This is a genomic window from Janthinobacterium amylolyticum (genome assembly GCF_051380655.1).
GTDB lineage: Bacteria > Pseudomonadota > Gammaproteobacteria > Burkholderiales > Burkholderiaceae_D > Janthinobacterium.
In genome coordinates this window covers 288,026-310,854 of the sequence record NZ_JBNYXL010000003.1, presented here as the reverse complement: position 1 = coordinate 310,854, position 22,829 = coordinate 288,026, and the positions used below count along the sequence as shown (strand labels likewise).

The following is a 22,829-nucleotide window of genomic DNA, read 5'->3' as shown; positions in this document are numbered from 1 at the left end:
ACGGCGGGCCGGGCCTCGCTACCCTCACTAAGGTTGTGTCAGGTGGTGTGATGGTGTTACATCTGCCGGAACAAATGCGCATATAAGGGGCTGACGCGCAGCTGCGCCGGGTGCTGGCGCAAGGTCAGCGTCAGCTTGCCCGCCTCGTCGCGCACGGCGCTGGCGATGGCGCTGGCGTTGACGATGGTGCCCCGGTGGATTTGCCAGAACTGCTGCGGGTCCAGCTGCGGCAGGAGTTCCTTCAGGCTGGTGCGGATCAGCGCTTCGCTGTCGCGGCAGACCACGTTGATGTATTTGTCCAGCGCTTCGAAGTACACGACGTCGGCCAGCGCGATCATGCGCACGCTGTTGCCGACGGCCGCGCGTATCATTTGCAGGCGGGGCGCGGGCGGTACCATCGCTTGCAGCTGGGCCAGCAAGCGCACCAGGTTGTCGTCACTGGCGACGGATCTTCCCGCCAGTGACTGCACTTGGCCTGCCTTCGCGATGGGTGCCGCGATGGGTGGCTGTGCCTGCGCTGGCGCTGATGCTGGTGCTGGTGCTGCTTGCAGCCGCTGCTGCAAACGCTCCACCGTCTTGCCCAGGCGCGCATCGTTGACAGGTTTTAAGACGTAATCGGCGGCTGCGTGCTCGAAGGCAGCCAGCGCGTACTCGTCATACGCGGTGACGAAGACGATTTGCGGGAAGGGCTGGGCATCGGGCCACTGCTCGGCCAGTTCCTCGGCCGCTTCCAGGCCCGTCTTGCCCGGCATTTTGATGTCGAGAAAGAGGATGTCGGGACGCAGCGCCAGGCCTTGCTGCAGTGCTTCCACGCCATTCGCGCAAGTGGCCACGATGTCGAGCGCGGGCCACAGGCGGCGCAGGGCGTGGGCGAGGGCGGCGGCCAGGATCGGCTCATCTTCGGCGATCAGGGCGCGCACGGGGGTGGTGGTGGGCAGGGTATCAGTCATGGGCTGGCAAAGTTGGCTTGTGGGAAGGCGTCAGGTGATGGTGCGATGGATTGGCGCGCGGGTCGCCGGCTGGATCCGCCATTGGCATGCCCAGCGGCAGGGTCAGGCGCGCCGTCACGCCGGCGTGCGGGTTGGCGCATAGCGACAGGCTGGCGGCGTCGCCGTGCATGACGTGCAGGCGTTCGCGGATATTCGTCACGCCCAGTTGCGTGCCCTTGGTCTGGCCCGGATGGTCGAGGCCCAGGCCATCGTCGGCCACCGTCAGGGTCAGCACGCCGCCCTCACTGGTCGCGCGCACGTGGATATGGCCACCTTCGATCTTCGGTTCCAGGCCGTGCTGGATGGCGTTTTCCACCAGCGGCTGCAGCAGCATCGGCGGCACGGTGGCCTGGCGCAAGTGGTCGGGCAAGTCCAGCGTGTAGGCCAGGCGCGCGCCCATGCGGATGGCCATCAGGCCCAGGTAAGCTTGCATCAGCTTGAATTCCTGTTCCAGCGTGGTCGAGCCGGCGCGCGAGGACGTCAGGGTGGCGCGCAGATACTGTATCAATTGGTCGAGCAGCAGCTGGGCGCGGTCCGGGTCAAAGCTGATCAGTCCCTGCAAATTGGCCAGGGTGTTGAACAGCATGTGCGGTTCGATCTGCGCCTGCAGCAACTGCAGCTGCGCTTGCATGCCCTGGCGCGCGACGGATTCGGCACGGGCTTTTTCCTGCGCCGCCTCCATTTGCAGGCGCGCGATCTTTTCCCTGCTGCTGAAGAACAGGATGGCCGCACTGGCCGCCGCCAGGGTGAACACCGTCATGCCGACATTGCGTGGCGACATGGCGATGGGCGCGGGAACGTCGATATTTGCCAGCCAGCCGAACAGCATGGTGCCAGCCACCTGCGCCACGGCGGCGCTGACGATGACGAGGCCCATGAAGGGCAGCAATGGCGCCCGCCGCGCGCCCCACCACGCCAGGCGGATGCCGTCGATGAGCAAAAAAGCGATGCCGCCGATGCACATGGATGCCAGCAAGTTAAGCCAGAAACTTTGTCCACCGCTCAGCACGTAGGTGATGAAGAGCGCGCACAGCACGTTGAGCAGCAGCGCATAGCGCGCATCGGCCAGCAGGCGCCGGTAGGGAAAGCCTGTCTTGCGGGGAACAGTATCATTGGTGTGCATGCGGAACGGCTTTCAGGTGGGACTCGGCATTGGTAATGCTGCAATCTTCGGCGCAGCTGCGGCCGCGCGCAATGGCGCTGCGACGAAACGTGGCGCACGTGGCGCCAATCGCCTGACCGCGTCCTTGACACCGTGGCTGCTGCACCAGATAGTATGGCAACCTGTCTTGATCGACAACTATTTGCAATAAAGGAAAACCCATGTGGCCCTATCCACGCACCCTGGCGCACCGCGGCGGCGGTACCCTGGCGCCTGAAAACACCCTGGCCGCCCTGCGCTGCGGCCTCGCCTACGGCTACCGCGCCGTCGAATTCGACGTCATGCTGGCCAGTGACGGCGTGCCCGTCGTCGTGCATGACCCGGAACTGGGGCGCACGGTGGCTGGCAGCGGCTTCATCAGCGACTACACGGCCGAGGAGCTGGGCCGGATGGACGCGGGCGCGTGGTTCGGCCCGCAGTTCGCGGGCGAGGGTGTGCCCACTTTCGAGGCCGTGGTGGCGTACTGCAAGGCACAGCGCATCTGGATGAATATCGAGATCAAGCCAGCCCCCGGTTTTGAGGTGCCCACTGGCCTAGCAGTGGCGCGCGCCACGCGCAGCCATTTTGCGCAGGAAATCGCCGCCGGGGAACTCTTGCCGCTGCTCTCGTCGTTCAGCATCGCCGCCCTGCAGGCGGCGCGCCAGGCGGCGCCGGAACTGGCACGTGGCTGGCTGGTCGAAGCGGTGCCCGCTGGCTGGATGCAAACAGCGAAGGAACTGGGCGTGGTGGCGATCCATTGCGACCACAAACAGCTGACGCCGGAATTGGCACGGCAGGTAAAGGAGGCGGGATACGGTCTGTTCTGCTACACCGTCAACACGCGGGAACGGGCCAGCGAATTGCTGGCCTGGGGCGTGGACGGGTATTGCACGGACAGGATCGATGTGATCCCGTCCATGGCGTAGATCGGATCAGGTCCGCAGGATCGTAATCCGACAACAGTGTTGGCAGGCGCTGTTGCGTGGCCAGATGCCGTGGGGATGTCGGCTTACGCGCTTTGCGCTAAGCCGACCTACGGTACAGGACAGGCGCAGGTCGGATCAGGTCCGCAGGATCGTAATCCGACAACGGTTTGGCATGCGCTGTTGCGTGGCCAGATGCCGTGGTGATGTCGGCTTACGCGCTTTGCGCTAAGCCGACCTACGTTATACAACAGCCGTAGATCGGATCAGGTCCGCAGGACCGTAATCCGACAACGGTGTTGGCATGCGTTGCTGCGTGGCCAGATGCCGTGGGGATGTCGGCTTACGCGCTTTGCGCTAAGCCGACCTACGGTATAGGACAGCCGTAGGTCGGATCAGGTCCGCAGGATCATAATCCGACAACAGTGTTGGCATGCGTTGTTGCGTGGCCAGGTGCCGTGCTGATGTCGGCTTACGCGCTTTGCGCTAAGCCGACCTACGGTGTGAAACAGTTTAGAACGTCACGCGCACGCCTGCCGCGATATTGCGTCCCGTCAAGGGCGCCGCGTTCTTGATGAACGAGGTGTGGCTGTACGCCAGTTCGTTCGTCAGGTTGCTGGCCTTGATGTAGAACTGGGCTGGCGTCGTGCCGATGCGCGTGTCGTAGTTGGCGGACAGGTTGAGCATGTTGTAGCCCGGCGTTTCCGTTTCGAACGCGGCAACCTTGTCTTGCTTGCCCACGCGGTAGAACTCGGCCACGCCGCTCCATGCTTGCCAGTTGGCGTCGAATTTCACGCCCAGGCGCTGGGCCGGGATACGCGGCAGGTTATTGTTGTCACCCGCGCCGCCGTCGGCCAGCTTGGCCCGCACATAGTCGCCGAATACGCTGGCGCCGAACATGGGGTTCAGTTGCTGGCGGATCTGGCCTTCCACGCCCGTAAAGGTGGCGTCGCGCTGGCCGTACTGGATCAGCTGGAAGCCTTCGTGGCTGTCCAGGGTGGAACCGAAGATGTAATTGTCCACCTTGTTGCGGTAGGCGCTGGCCGAGAAGGTCGTGGCGCCCGCATACTTGCGCAAGGTCACATCGATATTGTTCGACGTTTCCTTGCCCAGGTTTTCATTGCCCAGTTCGTAGGTGGCCGTGGCCATGTGCACGCCGTGCGCATACAGTTCTTCGGCGCTGGGCAGGCGATGCGTGCGGGAAATCGTCGAGCCGAGCGAATACTGCGGCGCGAATTTCCAGACGGCGCCCAGCGAGATCGACGTGCCCTTGGCGCTGCGGTCCTGCAAGGTGGCGCTGTCGACCGTGATATCTTGCCATTCGTGGCGCAAGCCCGCCTCGAAACGCCATTGGTCGAGCTTGTATTCCTCGACCAGGAAGGCCGCGTGTTTCTTCGTCACCGTCGGCGCCACGTAGGCTTCTTCGCCCAGGGCGGAGAAATCGCGCTTCGACGTCTGCAGGCCGACGACGCCGCGCCAGCCGGCGACCGGCTGGTGTTCCATTTCCAGGCGCGCGTCGTGGCCCTTGTTCTTGAAGGTGGTGGCGATTTCCGTGCCTTCGATTTCGTCGTGCTTGTAATCGGTAAATGAGGCGCGCAGGCGCAGCTTGGTGAAGCCGGGCACGGGATCGCGCAATTCGCCGCGCACATCCCAGCGCTCGCTCTTCAGTTTCACGTAGGGCACGGCACCGTCTTCATGCTCGTGGTCATGCTCTTCACCTTCCTCGTGGCCGTGGCCTTCATGGCCGCCGCAATGCAGATGCGTGCCGTGCGGGTGGCAGCTTTCAAATTCATGGTTGTGACCAGGCAAGCCATATTCGGCGTTCTGGCTGGTGAAGGCCAGGCCCAGGAAGCCGCGTTGACCCACCCACGACACGCCCACGCTGCCCGTGTCCGTCTTGTTGTAGCTGCCGGCCACTGTCGAGCCGCCTTCCCAGCCGCTGCCGACCTTGTATTCTTTCGCGTCGCGCTTGACGCCTTCCGCATGGACGGCGATGTTGCCGGAACCGCCAGTCACCTCGAAGGCGCCGGCCTTTTCGCGCGCAGCCGAGTTGGCGCGTACTTCCGCGCTGCCTTCAATGCCCTTGGCTGGTATGCGCGTGGGAATTTTCTTGTCGATCACATTGACCACGCCGCCGACGGCGCCGCCGCCATATGCGAGCGCGGACGGGCCGCGCAGCACTTCAATCTGTTCCGACAGCATCGGCTCGGCCGCCACGGCATGGTCGGGGCTGATGGTCGAGGCATCCTGTACTTCGGCGCCATCGGAGAGGATCTTCACGCGCGGGCCATCCATGCCGCGGATGATGGGGCGGCTGGCGCCGGCGCCGAAATGGCTGGACGTGATGCCGGGCTGGCCGGCCAGGGTTTCACCCAGGGTCGCTTCGCGCGCGCGCACCAGTTCCTCGCCTTCCAGTACGGTGACGGGCGTGCTCATGTCGTCGCTGCCCACGGCCAGCGCGCTGGCCGAGACGGTGACGGCAGGCAAGGTTGTCGCCTGCTGCGCCAGTGCGCTGGCGGGAGCGGCAAAGGCCAGCATGATGGCCAGCGCCAGGGGAGTGGGTTGGTGAGGACGGACGGACATGGGCAAGAGTTCCTTATCGGCTATCGGTGTTGGCAGGGTTTGGGCAGCGCGTGATGAGTAAAAGCCTGCCCTAAGTTGATAATGATAACCCATTATCATTACTGTGTGACAGTTTTTGCGGGCAGGTGAGGCGGGCGGATGGTGTATTCTGTCGGCTATGGAACGCACAACACGTCAAAAAACCGCTATTCAAGCCGCCATCGAGTCGGCCCAGCGCCCATTATCGGCGCAGGAAATCCTCGAACAGGCCAGCTTGCAGGTGACGCAGCTGGGTATTGCCACCGTTTACCGCAACTTGAAGTCGCTGGTGCTGGAAGAAAAAGTGCATGTGGTGACCTTGCCGGGTGAAAACCCGCGCTATGAGTCGAATGCCGTCGCCAATCACCACCACCACCATTTCCAGTGCACCACCTGCCAGCGCGTGTTCGACGTGCATGATTGCCCGGGTGACTTGAAGCGCATGGCGCCGCAAGGCTTTGTTGTCGAGCGCCACGAACTGACCCTGTACGGCCGCTGCGCCGACTGCAATGCGGCCGCCGGCACCACGGGGGCCGCCGCCAAGGCCAAGCCCGCGCCACACGCCTGCGCCAGCCACCACGACCCGGCCTGAGCGGGCAGTCCGGTATGCGTGGGCAGGCTTGCAACAATGCTGCCTGTCCGGCGCCAATTCCCGTACCCAGATCACGTATAATCTTCCCTTTAAAGCTGCCGCCACTTTTTGCCAAAAAAACATGAAATCATCTGAAATCCGCGACAAGTTCCTCAAATTTTTCGAGTCCAAGGGCCATTCCATCGTCCGTTCCAGCTCCCTGGTGCCAGGCAATGATCCGACCTTGCTGTTGACGAACAGCGGCATGGTGCAGTTCAAGGACGTGTTTACGGGCACGGACAGCCGCCCGTACACGCGTGCCACCTCCGTGCAGCGCTGCGTGCGCGCCGGCGGCAAGCACAACGACCTGGAAAACGTCGGCTACACGGCGCGCCACCATACTTTCTTTGAAATGCTGGGCAATTTCAGCTTCGGCGACTATTTCAAGCGCGACGCGATTCAATACGCGTGGGAACTGCTGACCAAGGTATATGGCTTGCCGGCGGAAAAGCTGACGGTCACCGTGTACATCGAAGATGACGAAGCCTACGATATCTGGGCAAAAGAAATCGGCGTGCCTGTCGAGCGCATCATCCGCATCGGCGACAACAAGGGTGCGCGCTACGCATCGGACAATTTCTGGCAGATGGCCGATACGGGCCCATGCGGCCCATGCACGGAAATCTTCTACGACCACGGCGCCGACATTCCTGGCGGCCCACCGGGCTCGCCTGACGAAGACGGCGACCGCTTCATTGAAATCTGGAACCTGGTGTTCATGCAGTTCAACCGCGACGAAGCCGGTGTCATGCACAAGCTGCCGAAGCCTTGCGTCGACACGGGCATGGGCATGGAGCGCCTGGCCGCCGTGCTGCAGCACGTGCATTCGAACTATGAAATCGACCTGTTCCAGCATTTGATCAAGGCTGCCGCGCGCGAAACGGGTGCCACCGACCTGGAAAACAAGTCGCTGCGCGTGATCGCCGACCACATCCGCGCCGCCGCCTTCATGATCGTCGACGGCATCATTCCGGGCAGCGAAGGCCGCGCCTATGTGCTGCGCCGCATCATCCGCCGCGCCTTGCGCCATGGCCACAAGCTGGGCCAGACGAAACCGTTCTTCTACAAGCTGGTGGCCGACCTGGCCATCGAGATGGGCGGCGCCTATCCTGAGCTGGAAGAAGCGAAAGACAACGTCGCCAACATGCTCAAAGCCGAGGAAGAGCGTTTCGGCGAGACCCTGGAAACGGGCATGAAAGTGCTGGAAGCGCAGCTGGCCAAGGATGCGACGGGCATCGACGGCGCCACCGCTTTTACCTTGTACGAAACCTATGGCTTCCCGCCTGACCTGACGGCCGACATCTGCCGCGAACGCGACATCACCTTCGACCAGGCCGGCTACGACGCGGCCCTGAAGGAAAGCCAGGAACTGTCGCGCAAGGGCGGCAAGACGCACAAGGACAGCAAGGTCGAGTACACGGGCGAGAAAAACACCTTCGTCGGCTACGATCAACTGACCTTCAGCAGCAAGGTCGTGGCGCTGTACGCGGCCGGCACGCCAGTGCAGGAACTGACAGCGGGCCAGGACGGCATCGTCGTGCTCGACACCACGCCGTTCTACGCGGAATCGGGCGGCCAGGTGGGCGACCAGGGCGTGATTTCCTCGGGCGCCGGCAGCTTTGCCGTCAGCGATACCCTGAAAATCCAGGCTGACGTGTTCGGCCACCACGGCGTGCTGGAGTCGGGCGTGCTGAAGGTGGGCGACGCCGTCTCGGCGCAAGTCGACACGGCCAAGCGCGCGCGCACCATCCGCAACCACTCGGCCACGCACTTGATGCACAAGGCCTTGCGCGAAGTGCTGGGCAGCCACGTGGCGCAAAAGGGTTCGCTGGTCGATCCGGACAAGACCCGTTTCGACTTCAGCCACAATGCGCCGATGACTGCCGAGCAGATCGCCGCCGTGGAAACCATCGTCAACAAAGAGATCCTGGAAAACCGCGCCACGCAAGCGCACCTGATGTCGTTTGACGATGCCGTCAAGCATGGCGCGATGGCCTTGTTCGGCGAGAAATACGGCGACGAAGTGCGCGTGCTCGACATCGGCAGCTCGAAAGAGCTGTGCGGCGGCGTCCACGTGCAGCGCACGGGCGACATCGGCCTGTTCAAGATCATCGGCGAAAGCGGCGTTGCCGCCGGTATCCGCCGCGTCGAAGCCGTGACGGGCGAAGGCGCGCTGGCGCTGGTGCAAAGCATCAACCGCCGCCTGCTGGAAGCGGCGCAAGCGCTGAAGGCGCAGCCGGAAGAATTGACGGCCCGCATCGTCCAGGTGCAGGACCACGTGAAGGCGCTGGAGAAGGAACTGGCCGCGCTGAAATCGAAACTGGCGTCCGGCCAGGGCGATGAGCTGGCCACGCAAGCTGTCGATGTCAACGGCATCAAGGTGCTGGCTGCCGTGCTGGACGGCGCCGACGTGGCCCGTTTGCGCGAAACCATGGACAAGCTGAAGGACAAGCTGAAAACGGCCGCCATCGTGCTGGCCAGCGTGGCGGACGGCAAGGTCAGCCTGATCGCCGGCGTGACGGCCGACGCCACGTCGAAGGTCAAGGCGGGCGAGCTGGTGAACTTCGTTGCACAGCAAGTGGGCGGAAAAGGCGGCGGACGCCCCGATATGGCGCAGGCCGGCGGTACCGATCCGAGCGGTCTGGCGAACGCCCTGGCTGGCGTGCCGGCCTGGGTCGGCGAACGCGCGAAATAAAGCGTAAGCTAGCAGGCATGCGGGGTTTTCGCCCCACAGCCTCTTGAAAACGGCCCGCAGACGGTGTTTGCGGGCCGTTTTGCCGTATGGAATCTCGTTGTGACACCACAACAGCCGATGAACTATTTTGGTGCAGCGCGTCAATGCCCCTGATTTAGAGTAGTATGTCGAAAATCAGTACAACAAAACAATGGTGGGATATTGATGATGAGCGACACACTACTTGATACCGAGATTATGGAATTTCACAAAGAACTCGACGCGCGGGGCTTGAATTGCCCGTTGCCGATTCTGAAGGCGAAAAAGGCTTTGTCAGAGCTGCAGAGCGGGGAAGTGCTGCGCATCATGGCAACCGATCCCGGTTCCGTGCGCGACTTCCAGGCCTTCGCCAAGCAAACGGGCAATGCCCTGCTGTCGCATGTGCAGACGGGCACCGAGTTCGTCTTTTTGATGCAACGCAAGTAATTCTACCGACCTGGGCCGCCGTGGCGCGGCCTGGTTTTCCTTCCCTTGCCGGCTTTTTTGCTGCCCTGCAGCGTGGCGGCCGACTCCCCTGAAAGCAGCGAAGCCAGCCAGTTTAGATGGATTGCTCTAACAAAAAATCGCACGATCGTGCTTAAATTCGGTTCAAGATTCAAATTTCTCTTATAATCGAACGCACAATCAGCACTTGATCCGTCATTTTTATAATTTCCCAAAGGCATAGCTATGAAAGTCTTGGTACCCGTCAAACGCGTGGTCGACTATAACGTCAAAGTCCGCGTCAAGAGTGACGGCACTGGCGTCGATACCGCCAACGTCAAAATGTCGATGAACCCTTTCGATGAGATCGCACTGGAAGAAGCGATGCGCCTGAAAGAAGCCGGCAAGGTCACCGAAGTGGTCGCCATCTCCTGCGGCGTGACGCAGTGCCAGGAAACCCTGCGCACCGCCATGGCCATCGGCGCCGACCGCGGCATCCTGGTGGAAACGACGACCGAACTGGAACCGCTGGCCGTGGCCAAGCTGGTGAAATCCCTGGCCGAGAAAGAACAGCCGCAACTGATCATCCTGGGCAAGCAGGCGATCGATGACGACAGCAACCAGACCGGCCAGATGCTGGCAGCCCTGCTGGGTTGGCCGCAAGCCACGTTCGCCTCGAAAGTCGTGCTGGAAGACGGCAAAGTCACCGTCACCCGCGAAGTCGACGGCGGCCTGGAAACCCTGGCATTGACCTTGCCAGCGATCATTACCACCGACCTGCGTTTGAACGAGCCACGCTATGTGACCCTGCCGAACATCATGAAGGCAAAGAAAAAGCCGCTGGAAACCGTCAAGCCGGAAGACCTGGGCGTCGATGTCGCGCCACGCCTGAAGACCCTGAAAGTCGTCGAGCCAGCAAAGCGCTCGGCCGGCATCAAGGTGCCGGACGTGGCCACGCTGGTCGCCAAGCTGCGTACCGAAGCCAAGGTTATTTAAACCACACCCCAAGACAAAAACGGGGGGCAGACCCGACGGGGGTGTCAGTTCCAATGGAACTGATACCGATCTCGAAGAGACTGACCCCGGCACTTGCAAACTATTAGGAATAATCATGGTCGCATTAGTTATTGCTGAACACGACAACGCTACCTTAAAGGGCAGCACCCACCACACCGTGACCGCGGCTGCCCAGTGCGGCGGCGACGTGCACGTACTGGTCGCAGGTTCGAACGCATCGGCAGCTGCCGCTGCCGCCGCGCAAATCGCCGGTGTGACGAAAGTCATCGTGGCCGACGCGCCGTATTTTGCCGACGGCCTGGCCGAAAACGTGGCCGAGCAAGTGCTGGCCATCGCCGGCAACTACAGCCACATCCTGGCGCCAGCCACGGCTTACGGCAAGAACATCCTGCCACGCGTGGCCGCCAAGCTGGACGTGGCGCAAATCTCGGAAATCACCAAGGTCGATTCCCCTGACACCTTCGAGCGCCCGATCTATGCCGGTAACGCGATTGCCACCGTGCAATCTGGCGACAAGGTCAAGGTCATCACCGTGCGCACCACCGGTTTCGACGCCGCTGCCGCCACCGGCGGTTCGGCTGCCACGGAAACCGTTGCCGCCGTTGCCGACAATGGCAAGTCCGCCTTCGTCGGCCGCGAGCTGGCCAAGTCCGACCGTCCTGAACTGACCGCCGCGAAAATCATCGTCTCGGGCGGCCGTGGCATGGGTTCGGCTGAAAACTTCCACATCCTGGAGCCGCTGGCCGACAAGCTGGGCGCCGCCATGGGTGCTTCGCGCGCCGCCGTCGACGCCGGCTTCGTGCCGAACGACTGGCAAGTGGGCCAGACGGGCAAGATTGTCGCGCCATCGCTGTACATCGCCGTCGGTATCTCGGGCGCGATCCAGCATCTGGCCGGCATGAAGGACTCGAAAACCATCGTCGCCATCAACAAGGATCCGGAAGCGCCGATCTTTGCCGTGGCCGACTACGGCATCGTGGGCGATCTGTTCGAGATCGTGCCGCAACTGGTGAAAGAACTGGGCTAATTTAAACCCATCAGGTTTTGTATATTACGAAGCCACGCCGGCCCGCCCCACACGGCGCGCCGCGCGTGGCTTTTTTCTTGGAGAGAAGAAGATGAGCTATCAAGCCCCGCTGAAAGACATGTTGTTCGTCATGAACGAGCTGGCCGGCCTGGCCGAAATCCATACCTTGCCTGGCTGCGAAGACGCGACGCCCGACACGGCCGAAGCCGTGCTGGAAGAGAACGCCAAGTTTTGCGGCGGCGTGGTGGCCCCCTTGAACGGCCCCAGCGACAAGGAGCCGAGCTTCTGGCACGACGGCCAAGTGACCACCTCGAAAGGCTTCAAGGAAGCGTTCAAGGCGTATGGCGAAGCGGGCTGGCAGGGCGTGCAGCACCCGACCGAGTTTGGCGGCCAGGGCTTGCCGAAACTGCTGGCCACGCCTTGCATTGAAATGCTCAACTCGGCCAGCATCTCGTTCGCCCTGGTGGCGCTGCTGTCGGACGGCGCCATCGAAGCGCTGCTGACGGCCGGCAGTGACGAACAGAAAGCCGTCTACCTGGAAAACCTGGTGTCGGGCAAGTGGACGGGCACCATGAATCTGACGGAGCCGCAAGCAGGTTCCGACCTGGCCGCCGTGCGCACGCGCGCCGTGCCGCAGGACGACGGCACCTATAAAGTCTTCGGCACGAAGATTTTCATCACCTATGGCGAGCACGACATGGCGGAGAACATCGTCCACCTGGTGCTGGCCCGCACGCCGGACGCGCCCGCTGGCGTGAAAGGCATTTCCCTGTTCATCGTGCCGAAATTCCTCGTCAACGCCGACGGCAGCCTGGGCACGCGCAACGACGCGCACTGCGTCTCCATCGAACACAAGCTGGGCATCAAGGCCAGCCCGACGGCGGTATTGCAATTCGGCGACCACGGCGACGCCATCGGTACGCTGGTGGGCGAGGAAAACCGCGGCCTCGAATACATGTTCATCATGATGAACGCGGCCCGCTTCGGCGTCGGCCTGCAAGGCATCGGCCTGGCCGAGCGCGCCTACCAGCAGGCCGTGGCGTTCGCCAAGGACCGCGTGCAGTCGCGCGACCTGGCAGGATCCAGCGGCCCCGTTTCCATCATCCACCATCCGGACGTGCGCCGCATGCTGATGTCCATGCGCTCGCAAACGGAGGCGGCGCGCGCGCTGGCCTACGTGGGCGCGGCCATCAGCGACGTGGCGCACCACCATCCGGACGCGGAAGTGCGCGCGGAAAGCCTGGCCACGTATGAATACCTGGTGCCCGTCATCAAGGGCTGGTCGACGGAAATGTCGCAGGACGTCACGCGCGACGGCGTGCAAGTGCATGGCGGCATGGGTTTTATTGAAGAGACGGGTGCTGCCCAGCATTACCGCGACGCCAAGATTCTCACCATCTACGAAGGCACGACGGCCATCCAGGCGAATGACCTGGTGGGCCGCAAGACGGTGCGCGACGGCGGTGCCGTGGCGAAAGCCATCATCGCCCAGGTGCGCGCCACGGAAGCCCAGCTGGGCGAGCTGACCGGCGCCGACTTCCAGGCCATGCAGCGCCACCTGGCCGAAGGCAGCGCCGCGCTCGAAGCCGTGGTCGAGTATGTGGTGGCGAACATGAAGTCGGATATCAAGGCCGTCTTCGCGGGCAGCGTGCCGTACCTGAAGCTGGCCGGCATCGTGCTGGGCGGCTGGCAGATGGCGCGCGCAGCCGTGGCGGCGCAGCAAAAGCTGGGCGAGGGCAGCGGCGATGCGTCGTTCTACAACGCCAAAATCGCCACCGCGCGCTTCTTTGCCGACCACATCCTGTCGCAGGCACCAGGCTTGCGCGCCACCATCATCGACGGCAGCGCCGGCGTGATGGCGCTGTCGGAAGAGCAGTTTTAACCGGGTCAGTCCCCCTCGTCCGCTAACGCCGAGCTTCGATGTTAGCGTTGGCGAGGGCCTGACCCCAGTAGTTTGCTGAAGGCAGCTTGAATGCAAAAAAGCGCTGGAGATTGCTCTCCAGCGCTTTTTTTAACCCCCAACGTAAGTGCTGGGGTCGGACCCTGAGGTCCGACCCCAGTCCTTGCTATGGGGTTCGGCTTACCTTCTGGCAATACCATTACCGGAATTGCGCACCAGGTCGCCCGCAGCCAGTCCAGGATCCTGGTCAAACGCGAAGTCGGCCTTGGCGCCTGTTTCGTATTGCACGGTGACGGTCCACACTTTGGCATTCTTCATGTGGCCTTCGACCTGCTTGCCCGCGTAGGCGCCGCCTGCGGCGCCGGCCAGGGTGGCCAGGTCCTTGCCGCGTCCGCCGCCTACCTGGCGGCCCAGCAGGGCGCCGGCCACGCCGCCGCCGATCATGCCCAGGGCGCCGCCTTCGCCGGCTTTTTCAGTGACGTTGACTGCCAGCACCTTGCCGCAATCGGCGCAGATCTGATGCTGGGCCGGCTTGCTGTTCTGGCCGGCGTACGAGTTGCCGGCCTTTTGCGCGGCCTTGGCGTTGATGATGGCCTGGTCGTATTCGCCCTTGGCGTCGCGCAGGCATTGCATGCGGGCTTTCGAGCTGGTTTCTTCTGCGCACAATTTCTTGTCGTCCGCATAGCGCGTGTTGGCTTGTTTGGTGTCGTAGGCGTATTGCGCCTTCGGTGACAGGTTCTGCGCGTAGGCGGAGGTGCTGAACAGGGCGGCAATGGCCACTGCGATGAGGTATGGGCGACGAATCATGATCTTCTCCTGTGGGGTGTTGAATGAGCCAGTAATGGTCGCATTGTGAATGCAGTATAGAGGAAAATCATGATTGCTTACCAACACTTACATGTGCGTGCGGCACCCCTCGCACGACGCCCTTTCCATGTGGAAATTAACCGTAGGCGCCGCCTGTATACAGCAAGTCGAACAGGCGGGCCATGGTCGCGATCAGCACGCCTGCCCCTAGCATCAAGGTAGCGACCAGCACCACGGCCAGCGGCCAGCCCGTGTCGGACTGGCGGCCGCTGGCGGCGTTGTAGCGCGCATCCCACTTGTCATCCGGCATCAGGCCCAGCACCAGCGCCTCCAGGAAACCGGCCAGCGCGGACAGGGTCAGCGGCAGGATCTGGTAAAACCAGTCCGCCTCGGGAACGATCTGGCGCAGCAGCAAGGTGGCGGGCACGGCGGCCAGGTGCAGCCAGCCCCAGGCGTCCTTGGCGCCGTGCAGATAAAAGCGGTGGGCGCCCAGGCTGCCCAGCAAAAAGGCCAGCAGGGTGGTAAATGCCTTGTTCTTGTGCGGCGGCTGCGAAATCGTGGTGGCGGTCATGGGACTCCAGGGTTGCTCATCGATAAAGATTGCCAGTATCGGCCATAGTCTGGCGCAACGATAGCACTTTCCTGTGGCGTTTATGCAATGATTTCGCGCGATTTACCGTCATGGCCGGCACGATAGGCGCAGACGCCTATTGCGTCTTGGCCGATGTCTGGTCATAATGTTTGATTAGCCCAAATTACACGCCCGTCATCATAACGCTTGCTGCCTGGCGGTAAAGCGCGCTATAATTTGCGGCTTTTTCCGCCTCAGCACACTTTTTGGAAATATTATGGTCGTTATTCGTTTAGCTCGTGGAGGCGCCAAGAAGCGCCCGTTCTTCAACATCGTCGCTACTGATTCGCGCAATCGCCGCGATGGTCGCTTCATTGAGCGTATCGGTTTTTACAACCCGATGGCGCAAGGTGGCGAAGTTCCACTGCGTATCACCGCAGACCGTCTGGCCTACTGGCAAGGCGTTGGCGCACAATTGTCGCCAACCGTTGCTCGCCTGGTAGCTAGCAACAACAAAGCAGCAGCTTAATTAGATCACTGGTTTGACGGTCAAGACTGCATCCGGGGTGAAAGTCCCCGATGACCTGGTACAGGTAGGCTATGTCTCCGGTGCTTATGGCATTGCTGGCGGAGTCAGGATCACTCCTTTCTCCGACGATGCGGATGCATTATTAAGCGTCAAAACCTGGTGGTTTAATAAACCGACCTTGCATGATGTTCAAGTCAGGCAGGCAAAGTTACACGGCGGCGACGTCGTGGCCCAGCTGGTGGGTGTGGTCGGGCGGGATGCCGCAGAAGCGCTGAAGGGCGCCTCTGTGCAAATTCCGCGTAGCCATTTCCCGACGCTGACGGCCGATGAATTTTATTGGTCCGATCTGATCGGACTGACAGTTGAGAATTTGCAAGGCGAGTGCCTCGGCACAGTGCACGACATGATGAGCAATGGCCCGCAATCCATTTTGCGCATTACTCCGGTCGCCACTGCCGATGACGCCGCTGAAAAGGCGCCTGAGCGCCTGATCCCGTTTGTCGGCCAGTTTGTCATTAACGTTGACAAGGCCGCCAGCAAGATCACGGTCGACTGGGGCCTCGATTATTAAACCGCCTGCGCTTAACAATGCGCCGGGCAAACGTTGCGGGATGGCGAGCGATGCAATTTGATGTCGTGACCCTGTTTCCGGAAATGTTTGCCGCGCTGACGCAGTCGGGTGTGACCCGGCGTGCCTTCGAGCAAAACAAATGTGGCCTGTCCTTGTGGAATCCCCGTGATTTCACGACGGACAATCACCGTACCGTGGATGACCGCCCCTATGGCGGTGGCCCCGGCATGGTGATGATGGCCCGCCCGCTCGAAGCGACGATCACTGCCGCCAAGCAGCGCCAGACCGAACTGGGACTGGCGCCGCCGCGCGTGGTATTCATGTCGCCGCAAGGCCGGCCGCTGACGCACGAGCGCGTCACGCAGTTGAAAGCCGAGCCTGGCTTGGTGATCCTGTGTGGCCGCTATGAAGCCGTGGACCAGCGCCTGCTGGACCGTTGTGTCGACGAGGAAATCAGCGTCGGCGACTTCGTCCTGTCGGGCGGTGAATTGCCTGCCATGGCGCTGATGGATGCGGTGATCCGCTTGTTGCCGGGTGTCTTGAACACCGAGGCATCGGCCATCGAGGACAGCTTTGTCAATGGCTTGCTCGATTCGCCGCACTATACGCGGCCGGAAACATACGAAGGCATGGCCGTGCCGCCCGTCCTGATGGGTGGCAATCATGCCGAGATCGGCAAGTGGCGCCGCCAGCGCATGCTGGAAGCGACCGCGAAGAAGCGTCCTGATCTGTTGACCAGCGCGCGCGCCGCCGGCTTGCTCAGCAAGGCCGACGAAAAATTTCTGGCCAGCCTGTAAGCCGTCTTCTGACGGCGGGCAGGGTGGCCTTGCAGTGCCGGGCATGTTGCCCAAATTGGTAATACCCATCCTCTACCGGGCGGATAGCACGCTATCCACAGTGCGCCGGCATGATGGTTTTCGGAGTGTTAAAAATGGACTTGATTCAACAATTAGAGCAAGAAGAGATCGCCCGTCTGGGTAAATCGATTCCTGACTTCGCACCAGGCGATACCGTTATCGTCAGCGTCAACGTAGTCGAAGGCACGCGCAAGCGCGCCCAGGCTTACGAAGGCGTCGTTATCTCCCGTCGTAACCGTGGCCTGAACTCGAACTTCATCGTTCGCAAGATCTCGTCCGGCGAAGGCGTTGAGCGTACGTTCCAACTGTACTCGCCGCTGATCGCTTCGATCGAAGTGAAACGCCGTGGTGACGTTCGCCGCGCCAAGCTGTACTATCTGCGTGAGCGTTCGGGTAAATCGGCGCGTATCAAAGAAAAATTGCCAAACCGCCGCGTTGTGGCGAAAGCAAGCGCGTAATATCAGCGTCTGCGTTGGGAAAAGGGGTGCCGTATTGGTGCCCCTTTTTTTTATGCTGACACCTGGCCAAACCTGCTGCGCGTCGGTATGGGCAGCCTGCGATGCTTACCGTGCTGGAGCACGGTTGCGCGTCTCGGCTACCTCTTCCTTCCGCTCGCGACGGTTTTGCCAAGTGCTTTTAATCATGAGGGAGGGGCAATGGCCACCATCGCATTTGATCCCAAACAACTTGCCATCGATTCGATCGCCGGCGAGGCGGCGCTGGACGCCGAGCGCCTGACACCGGACTGGCTGCGCCAGCGCCTTGCCGCGCCGCCCGACTGGCGGCCCGAGATCACCCAGGATTTCCTGTCCGCCCGCGCCGAACCGGTGCCGGCCGCCGTGCTCATTCCCCTCGTGCAGCGGCCGCAGGGTCTGACCATCCTGCTGACCATGCGCACCGACCACCTGAGCAGCCATGCGGGGCAGGTCAGCTTTCCCGGCGGGCGCAGCGAGCCGTACGATGGCTCGGCCATCGCCACGGCCCTGCGCGAAACGGAGGAGGAGGTCGGCCTGTCACGCGAACATATCGAAGTGCTGGGCTGCCTGCCTGACTACCTGACGGGCACCGGCTACCAGGTCACGCCCGTGGTGGGCCTGGTGACGCCGCCATTCGAGCTGCGCGCCGACCCGTCGGAAGTGGCGGAAATCTTTGAAGTGCCGCTGGCCTTCCTCATGGATGGCGTCAATCACCAGCGCCTGTCGGTGGAATTGCCCGGTGGGCGGCGCTCCTTCTACGCCATGCCCTACGAGCGCTTTTACATCTGGGGCGCGACGGCCGGCATGCTGCGCAACCTGTTTCACCTCTTGCGCGCGTAAAATGGCGCCCCGCACGTAATAAGTTTGATTCCAGCACTGCACTGCGCTATCGTAGCGGGCATTGCGGTATTGCTGAAAAAGACAAAAAGGACGTTTGATGACATTTCTCTCCATACTTTGCGCATTGCTGATCGAGCAGCTCAAACCCTTGCGCGCGGATAATCCTATCTACGCCGAGATCAAGAGCCTGGCGATGCGCATGGAGACCTGGTTCAATGCCGGCCACGCCCATCACGGCCGCATGGGCTGGTTCCTCATGATCGGCGTGCTGATGGTGCCCACGGCCGGCGTGTACTGGCTGTTGCAGCATTATCAGCTGTCCCTGCTGGCCTTTGCCTGGAACGTGCTCATCGTCTACCTGACCCTGGGTTTCCGCCATTACAGCCATTACTTCACGTCGATCCAGCTGGCCCTGAGCGCCGGCGACGAGGCCACCGCGCGCACCTTGCTGGCCGACTGGACCAAGCTCGACACGGTGGGCATGGAAGCGAGCGAAATTGCCCGCATTGCCGTGGAAAAAGCCCTGATCACCACGCACCGCAATGTCTTTGGCGTGTTCTTCTGGTTCCTCATGCCGCTGGGTCCCGCCTGCGCCGTGATGTACCGCGTGGCCGAATACCTGGCGCGCGCCTGGAACGAACCCGAGCACATGCGCAATGAAGCGTTCGGCCAGTTCGCCGCGCGCGCGTTTTACTGGATCGACTGGATCCCCGTGCGCCTGACGGCCGTGGCCTTTGCCGTGGTCGGCAATTTCGAGGATGCCATCTATGCCTGGCGCAATTTCGCCCAGCGCTGGCAGGACGAGGCCATCGGCATCATCCTGACGGCGGGCGGCGGCGCCATGGGCGTGCGCCTGGGCACGCCAGCGGAAACGGCGGCCCGCGTGCTCGTCACGCCCGACATGGCCGTCGATGACAGCGACAGCGAGTCCGATATCCTGCCCGGCGAAGAGCCCGGCGCGCGTGCATTGCAGAGCACGGTGGGCCTGGTCTGGCGCGCCTTGCTGCTGTGGATGCTCTTGCTGCTGCTGATGTCGGGCGCTGTCTGGCTCGGCTGATGCGGGCGGCGGCACGGGCGCACGGCGCCTGTGCATGCGCCTTGCGCGCGGAACGGGGTTAAAATAGGGGGCTGGCGCGGAAACCGCGACAGCCCCTGTTTGCATCCGCAGGCAGATCAAGGTAGAAGCCAAGTCTTCTATAAGATATAATACTGGCTTACCGCAGTACACGCAGTGCAGTGACGCAACTGAACTACCAGCCCGGCTTACCCGCCGGGGCCATTCACGCAATCCAGTCCCGACAAGCCACATGGCCGAGTTATCTCAAAACGAGCTCTCAGATGAGTTCTTCATCCTTGGTCTCACCAGCAATGGCAAGCAATTCCGACCCAGCGATTGGGCCGAGCGCCTTTGCGGAGTGATGTCCTGTTTCAATCCCGAAGGCGGCGGGCGCAACGCGCACCTCCAGTATTCGCCCTACGTACGCCCGACCGTGGTCAATGGCGTCAAATCGGTGGTCGTCAACACCAAGCTGCGCGAGATCGAGCCGATGGCTTTCCACTTCGTGCGCGAGTTTGCCAAGGACAACGACCTGCAGATCGTCGAAGCCTGCTTCCTGCCCCCGCCGGAAGAAAAGTAAGTCCGTTTTCTTTTGATCTGGCGCAAGCCCGCCCCGGCGGGACGGCGTAGCGTGGACACTCTGGAAACAGCGGAGTGGCGACATGCGTATCGGTGACATCTGCACCTTGCAAACTATTCATTGCCAGCGCGACATGAGCGTGCAGGAGGCGGCGCTGATGATGCGCCAGCACCATGTGGGCGACCTCGTCGTTGCCGAGCAGCCGAATGGCGAGCGCGTCCCCATCGGCATCCTGACCGACCGCGACATCGTTATCTCCGTCATCGCCCTGGGGCTCGATCCCGCCAGCCTGCTGGTGGGCGACATCATGAGCGCCCAGCTGCTCACGGCCAGCGAAGAGGAGGACGCCTTTGATGTCATCGAACGCATGCGCATCAATGGCATCCGCCGCTTGCCCGTCGTCAATAGCCTGGCCGGCCTTGCCGGCATCGTCAGCATCGACGACTTGCTGGCCTACCTGGCCCAGGAAATGAGCGATCTGGCGCGCATCAGCGGCGGCCAGCTGGTGCACGAAAAGCGCACGCGCAAATAGAACACTTTTCAACACCTCGCGCGGCGCGCTGTGCGGCTGGCCGTGCTCACCGGCCCGGCCGCTCTGCACTGGCCTACGGCCGCGCTTGTCGGCCACAATCACTGCCGCTCGCTACGCTTTTGCCCAGGTGTTCGCTTCCCGGCATTGCGCAATTCCGGTCAAATCCTCCCCGCCTGAAAATGCTACAGTCGCTGCTCGTTCAACGGGAAACGTTCATGAGCTATCTGGCCAAGGCACTCTGGTATATCGAATCGCATTACGCGGACCCTCTCTCGCTCGACGATATCGCCCGCGTGGGCGGCGCTTCGCCGTGCCATCTGACGCGCGCGTTTGGCCTGGCGACGGGCCACTCCGTGATGCGCTATGTGCGGGCGCGCCGGCTCAGCGAGGCGGCCCGCGCGCTGGCGCAGGGCGCGCAGGATATTCTGTCGGTCGCGCTGGAGGCTGGCTACAGTTCCCATGAGGCATTTACGCGGGCCTTCCGCGAACAGTTCCAGCTCACGCCGGAAATGGTGCGGGCCCAGTCCCACGTCGCCAATCTGGCCCTGGTCGACGCCATCAAAATGGATGCGGCGCCGGGCGTGCCGCTGGAGCCGCCCCGTTTCGAGCAGGGACCGGCCATGCTGCTGGCCGGCCTGGTCGAACGCTATCGGGCCGAAACCAGCGCCGGCATCCCCGCCCTGTGGCAACGTTTCCTGCCCCATGTGGCACCTGGCCAGCTGGTGTATGGCGTGTGCTGCAACAACGATGACGCGGGCAATTTTGATTACCTGTGCGCCATGCCGGTGGCCGACTTTTCCCGGGCGCCGGACGGCTGGATGCGGCTGCGCATCGCGCCGCAGCGCTATGCCGTCTTCCGTCACCGCGGACATATTTCCACGATACGCGCCACCTGGCATACCGTGTGGAACACGTGGCTGCCCGAGTCCGGCCTGGAAGTGGCTGACGCGCCCGATTTTGAACGCTATGACCACCATTTCGATCCCGTCAGCGGCACTGGCGGCGTGGAAATCTGGCTCCCCTTGAAAGCATGAACATGTCCACTGTCCTGTCTGCGCCGACCGTGTTTGCCGGCAATACCGCGCTGCGCCAGCGCCTGCTGCAATGCGCCGCCGCGCTGGCGGCCGGCCTGCCCCTGTACTGGGTGCTGGGACCGCAGCCGCTGGGATGGCTGGCCTGGTGCGCGCCGCTGCCCGTGCTGTGGCTGGCCCTGCGCTCGTCCCGCCGCGATGCCGCCTGGATGACCTTCATCGCCGCCGCGCTGGGACTGTCTTCCAACGTTGCCTATTTCCGCTTGCTCATGCCGGTGCCGGCCATGCTGGCCGTGCTGCTCGTCAAAGCCCTGCTGTGGCTGCTGGTGGTGCTGGCCACGCGGCGCATCGTGCTGCGCTACCGGGCCGGCTGGACGGTGCTGGCCTATCCCGTGCTGTGGGTGGCCATCGATACCCTGATGGCGGCCTTGCTGCCCGACGGTAACTGGGGCAGCCTCGCGTATTCGCAGGCCGATAACGTGGCCATGCTGCAGGTGGCGGCCCTGGCGGGCGTGCCGGGCCTGCTGTTTTTGCTGTGCCTGGCGCCAGCCGCGCTGGCCTTGCTGCTGGCCGGCGGGCGCGCCCATGCGCCGGCGGCGCTGGCCAGCCTGCTGCTGGTGGCGGCTGCCTGGGCAGGTGGCGCCTGGCGTTTGCAGCAGGCGCCAGCACCCATGTCGGCGGGGCCGCTGGCGGGCCTGGTGGCCATCGATGATTTTATCGGTCCGGCCACGCCGCCGGCACGCGCGCAAGCCATCTGGGACCAGTACGCGCGCCATGTCGAGCAATTGGCGGGGCAGGGCGCGCAACTGCTGCTGTTGCCCGAAAAGATAGCCGTGCTGTCGCCCGTGCAGGCCGCTGCCGTGCAGCAGCGCTTCCGCGCGCTGGCCCGCCGCACGGGCACATGGATCACGCTGGGCATTGGCGTGCAGGACAGCGATGGCCGCCGCAACCTGGCCTGGCTGTTCCCCCCCGATGGCACGGCGCCCGCCAGCTACCAGAAGCACCATCTGGCGCCGCCCGAGCGCGACTTCCTGGCGGGCGGCGCCTATGCCGTGCAGCCGGTGGCGGGACGCGCCATGGGCCTGGCCATTTGCAAGGACATGCATTTCGCCGCCCTGGGCCATGCGTATGGGGCGACCGGGGCGGGCGTGATGCTGGTGCCGGCCTGGGATTTCCAGCTGGACGCCTGGATGGGCGCGCGCATGACCGTCGTGCGCGGCGTTGAAAATGGCTATGCCGTGCTGCGCGCGGCGCGCGAAGGCGTGCTGACGGTCAGCGATGCGTATGGGAGAGTGCTGGCGGAACGGGCCAGCAGCGCCATGCCGGGCAGCACCTTGCTGGCGCCGCTGCCGGCGACCGCGCCCGTGGCAAGCTGGTCCGGATGGCTGGCGCCGCTGCTGGGCTGGCTGTGTGTCGTGCTGGGCATGCTTCTGCTGTGCGCGGGCCGCCGCAGCCAGCCGGTGGCGGGCGATTAACAGCCGGCGTGCTGCAATGCGCCATGCACGGCGCGCCGTCTAGTCATATTATGTCCCGCCCGGCGACATAATCGTCCATTTCGCATCTTTATTGCGCTAAAGATACTGGCGCATTCC

The 22,829-nt window shown here is 62.9% G+C and carries 22 protein-coding genes; 17 read left to right on the top strand and 5 right to left on the bottom strand.

The annotated features are described in order from the left end of the window. Window positions 1-56: 56 nt before the first annotated feature. Both ACQ4WR_RS07970 and ACQ4WR_RS07965 read right to left on the bottom strand, forming a co-directional pair. Entirely contained in the window at window positions 57-950 is an 894-nt protein-coding gene (locus ACQ4WR_RS07970; RefSeq protein WP_436486463.1) for a LytR/AlgR family response regulator transcription factor, read from the bottom strand. Next, window positions 943-2,112: a sensor histidine kinase gene (locus ACQ4WR_RS07965; protein WP_436486461.1), complete on the bottom strand. Its 1,170-nt coding sequence runs from the start codon at window positions 2,110-2,112 to the stop codon at window positions 943-945. The genes ACQ4WR_RS07970 and ACQ4WR_RS07965 overlap by 8 nt, the downstream gene beginning before the upstream one ends. A gap of 200 nt (window positions 2,113-2,312) precedes the next feature. Here ACQ4WR_RS07965 and ugpQ point away from each other — a divergent pair, with 200 nt between their 5' ends. Beyond that, complete coding sequence (ugpQ, locus tag ACQ4WR_RS07960; protein WP_436486459.1) at window positions 2,313-3,056, top strand: glycerophosphodiester phosphodiesterase; 744 nt, start codon at window positions 2,313-2,315, stop codon at window positions 3,054-3,056. 510 nt (window positions 3,057-3,566) lie between these two features. On the opposite strand, the gene ACQ4WR_RS07955 is transcribed toward ugpQ, so the two are convergent. Beyond that, complete coding sequence (locus tag ACQ4WR_RS07955) at window positions 3,567-5,636, bottom strand: TonB-dependent receptor domain-containing protein (protein ID WP_436486457.1); 2,070 nt, start codon at window positions 5,634-5,636, stop codon at window positions 3,567-3,569. A 157-nt stretch (window positions 5,637-5,793) separates the two neighbouring features. Between ACQ4WR_RS07955 and ACQ4WR_RS07950 the strand changes: the two genes are divergently transcribed. From ACQ4WR_RS07950 to ACQ4WR_RS07925, 6 genes are all read left to right on the top strand, one after another. Next, entirely contained in the window at window positions 5,794-6,246 is a 453-nt protein-coding gene (locus ACQ4WR_RS07950; RefSeq protein WP_102294849.1) for a Fur family transcriptional regulator, read from the top strand. Window positions 6,247-6,367: 121 nt separating this feature from the next. Further along, window positions 6,368-8,980, top strand: coding sequence for an alanine--tRNA ligase (gene alaS / locus ACQ4WR_RS07945; protein ID WP_436486455.1), 2,613 nt, complete (start codon window positions 6,368-6,370; stop codon window positions 8,978-8,980). Window positions 8,981-9,187: 207 nt separating this feature from the next. Continuing rightward, window positions 9,188-9,445, top strand: coding sequence for a sulfurtransferase TusA family protein (locus ACQ4WR_RS07940; protein ID WP_225317265.1), 258 nt, complete (start codon window positions 9,188-9,190; stop codon window positions 9,443-9,445). 243 nt (window positions 9,446-9,688) lie between these two features. Further along, entirely contained in the window at window positions 9,689-10,438 is a 750-nt protein-coding gene (locus ACQ4WR_RS07935; RefSeq protein ID WP_034759884.1) for an electron transfer flavoprotein subunit beta/FixA family protein, read from the top strand. 115 nt (window positions 10,439-10,553) lie between these two features. Continuing rightward, entirely contained in the window at window positions 10,554-11,486 is a 933-nt protein-coding gene (locus ACQ4WR_RS07930) for an electron transfer flavoprotein subunit alpha/FixB family protein (protein ID WP_086145064.1), read from the top strand. A gap of 91 nt (window positions 11,487-11,577) precedes the next feature. Continuing rightward, window positions 11,578-13,368 (top strand): acyl-CoA dehydrogenase, encoded by a 1,791-nt coding sequence (locus tag ACQ4WR_RS07925; protein WP_436486453.1) that lies wholly within the window; start codon window positions 11,578-11,580, stop codon window positions 13,366-13,368. Between the two features lie 198 nt (window positions 13,369-13,566). Here ACQ4WR_RS07925 and ACQ4WR_RS07920 read toward each other — a convergent pair whose 3' ends face one another. After that, the gene (locus ACQ4WR_RS07920; protein WP_102294854.1) at window positions 13,567-14,193 is read right to left on the bottom strand and encodes a glycine zipper 2TM domain-containing protein; all 627 of its coding nucleotides are present in this window, start codon (window positions 14,191-14,193) and stop codon (window positions 13,567-13,569) included. A 136-nt stretch (window positions 14,194-14,329) separates the two neighbouring features. Then, complete coding sequence (locus ACQ4WR_RS07915; protein ID WP_102294856.1) at window positions 14,330-14,764, bottom strand: NINE protein; 435 nt, start codon at window positions 14,762-14,764, stop codon at window positions 14,330-14,332. 277 nt (window positions 14,765-15,041) lie between these two features. Here ACQ4WR_RS07915 and rpsP point away from each other — a divergent pair, with 277 nt between their 5' ends. The 10 genes from rpsP (at window position 15,042) to ACQ4WR_RS07865 (ending at window position 22,712) form a co-directional block, all read left to right on the top strand. After that, window positions 15,042-15,293, top strand: a complete 252-nt coding sequence (gene rpsP / locus ACQ4WR_RS07910) for a 30S ribosomal protein S16 (RefSeq protein ID WP_010395524.1) — start codon at window positions 15,042-15,044, stop codon at window positions 15,291-15,293. A gap of 13 nt (window positions 15,294-15,306) precedes the next feature. Next, window positions 15,307-15,864 carry a ribosome maturation factor RimM gene (gene rimM / locus ACQ4WR_RS07905; RefSeq protein ID WP_102294858.1) on the top strand — a complete coding sequence of 186 codons (558 nt, stop codon included), beginning with the start codon at window positions 15,307-15,309 and terminating at the stop codon, window positions 15,862-15,864. Between the two features lie 50 nt (window positions 15,865-15,914). Continuing rightward, window positions 15,915-16,661 (top strand): tRNA (guanosine(37)-N1)-methyltransferase TrmD, encoded by a 747-nt coding sequence (trmD, locus tag ACQ4WR_RS07900; protein WP_436486450.1) that lies wholly within the window; start codon window positions 15,915-15,917, stop codon window positions 16,659-16,661. Window positions 16,662-16,795: 134 nt separating this feature from the next. Next, a complete protein-coding gene (rplS, locus tag ACQ4WR_RS07895) occupies window positions 16,796-17,179 on the top strand; it encodes a 50S ribosomal protein L19 (RefSeq protein WP_035825414.1) in 384 nt (127 codons plus the stop codon). A 198-nt stretch (window positions 17,180-17,377) separates the two neighbouring features. After that, a complete protein-coding gene (locus tag ACQ4WR_RS07890) occupies window positions 17,378-18,037 on the top strand; it encodes a CoA pyrophosphatase (protein WP_102294861.1) in 660 nt (219 codons plus the stop codon). 97 nt (window positions 18,038-18,134) lie between these two features. Continuing rightward, on the top strand, window positions 18,135-19,094 hold the full coding sequence (locus tag ACQ4WR_RS07885; RefSeq protein WP_102294863.1) for a CobD/CbiB family protein: 960 nt from the start codon (window positions 18,135-18,137) through the stop codon (window positions 19,092-19,094). Between the two features lie 250 nt (window positions 19,095-19,344). Further along, on the top strand, window positions 19,345-19,674 hold the full coding sequence (locus ACQ4WR_RS07880; protein WP_071324990.1) for a DUF3579 domain-containing protein: 330 nt from the start codon (window positions 19,345-19,347) through the stop codon (window positions 19,672-19,674). Window positions 19,675-19,756: 82 nt separating this feature from the next. Continuing rightward, window positions 19,757-20,206: a CBS domain-containing protein gene (locus tag ACQ4WR_RS07875; protein WP_436486446.1), complete on the top strand. Its 450-nt coding sequence runs from the start codon at window positions 19,757-19,759 to the stop codon at window positions 20,204-20,206. Window positions 20,207-20,421: 215 nt separating this feature from the next. Next, window positions 20,422-21,240 (top strand): AraC family transcriptional regulator, encoded by an 819-nt coding sequence (locus ACQ4WR_RS07870; RefSeq protein ID WP_102294866.1) that lies wholly within the window; start codon window positions 20,422-20,424, stop codon window positions 21,238-21,240. Beyond that, window positions 21,237-22,712 (top strand): nitrilase-related carbon-nitrogen hydrolase, encoded by a 1,476-nt coding sequence (locus ACQ4WR_RS07865; RefSeq protein WP_436486442.1) that lies wholly within the window; start codon window positions 21,237-21,239, stop codon window positions 22,710-22,712. Before ACQ4WR_RS07870 ends, ACQ4WR_RS07865 begins: the two co-directional genes overlap by 4 nt. The last annotated feature ends 117 nt before the right edge of the window (window positions 22,713-22,829 follow it).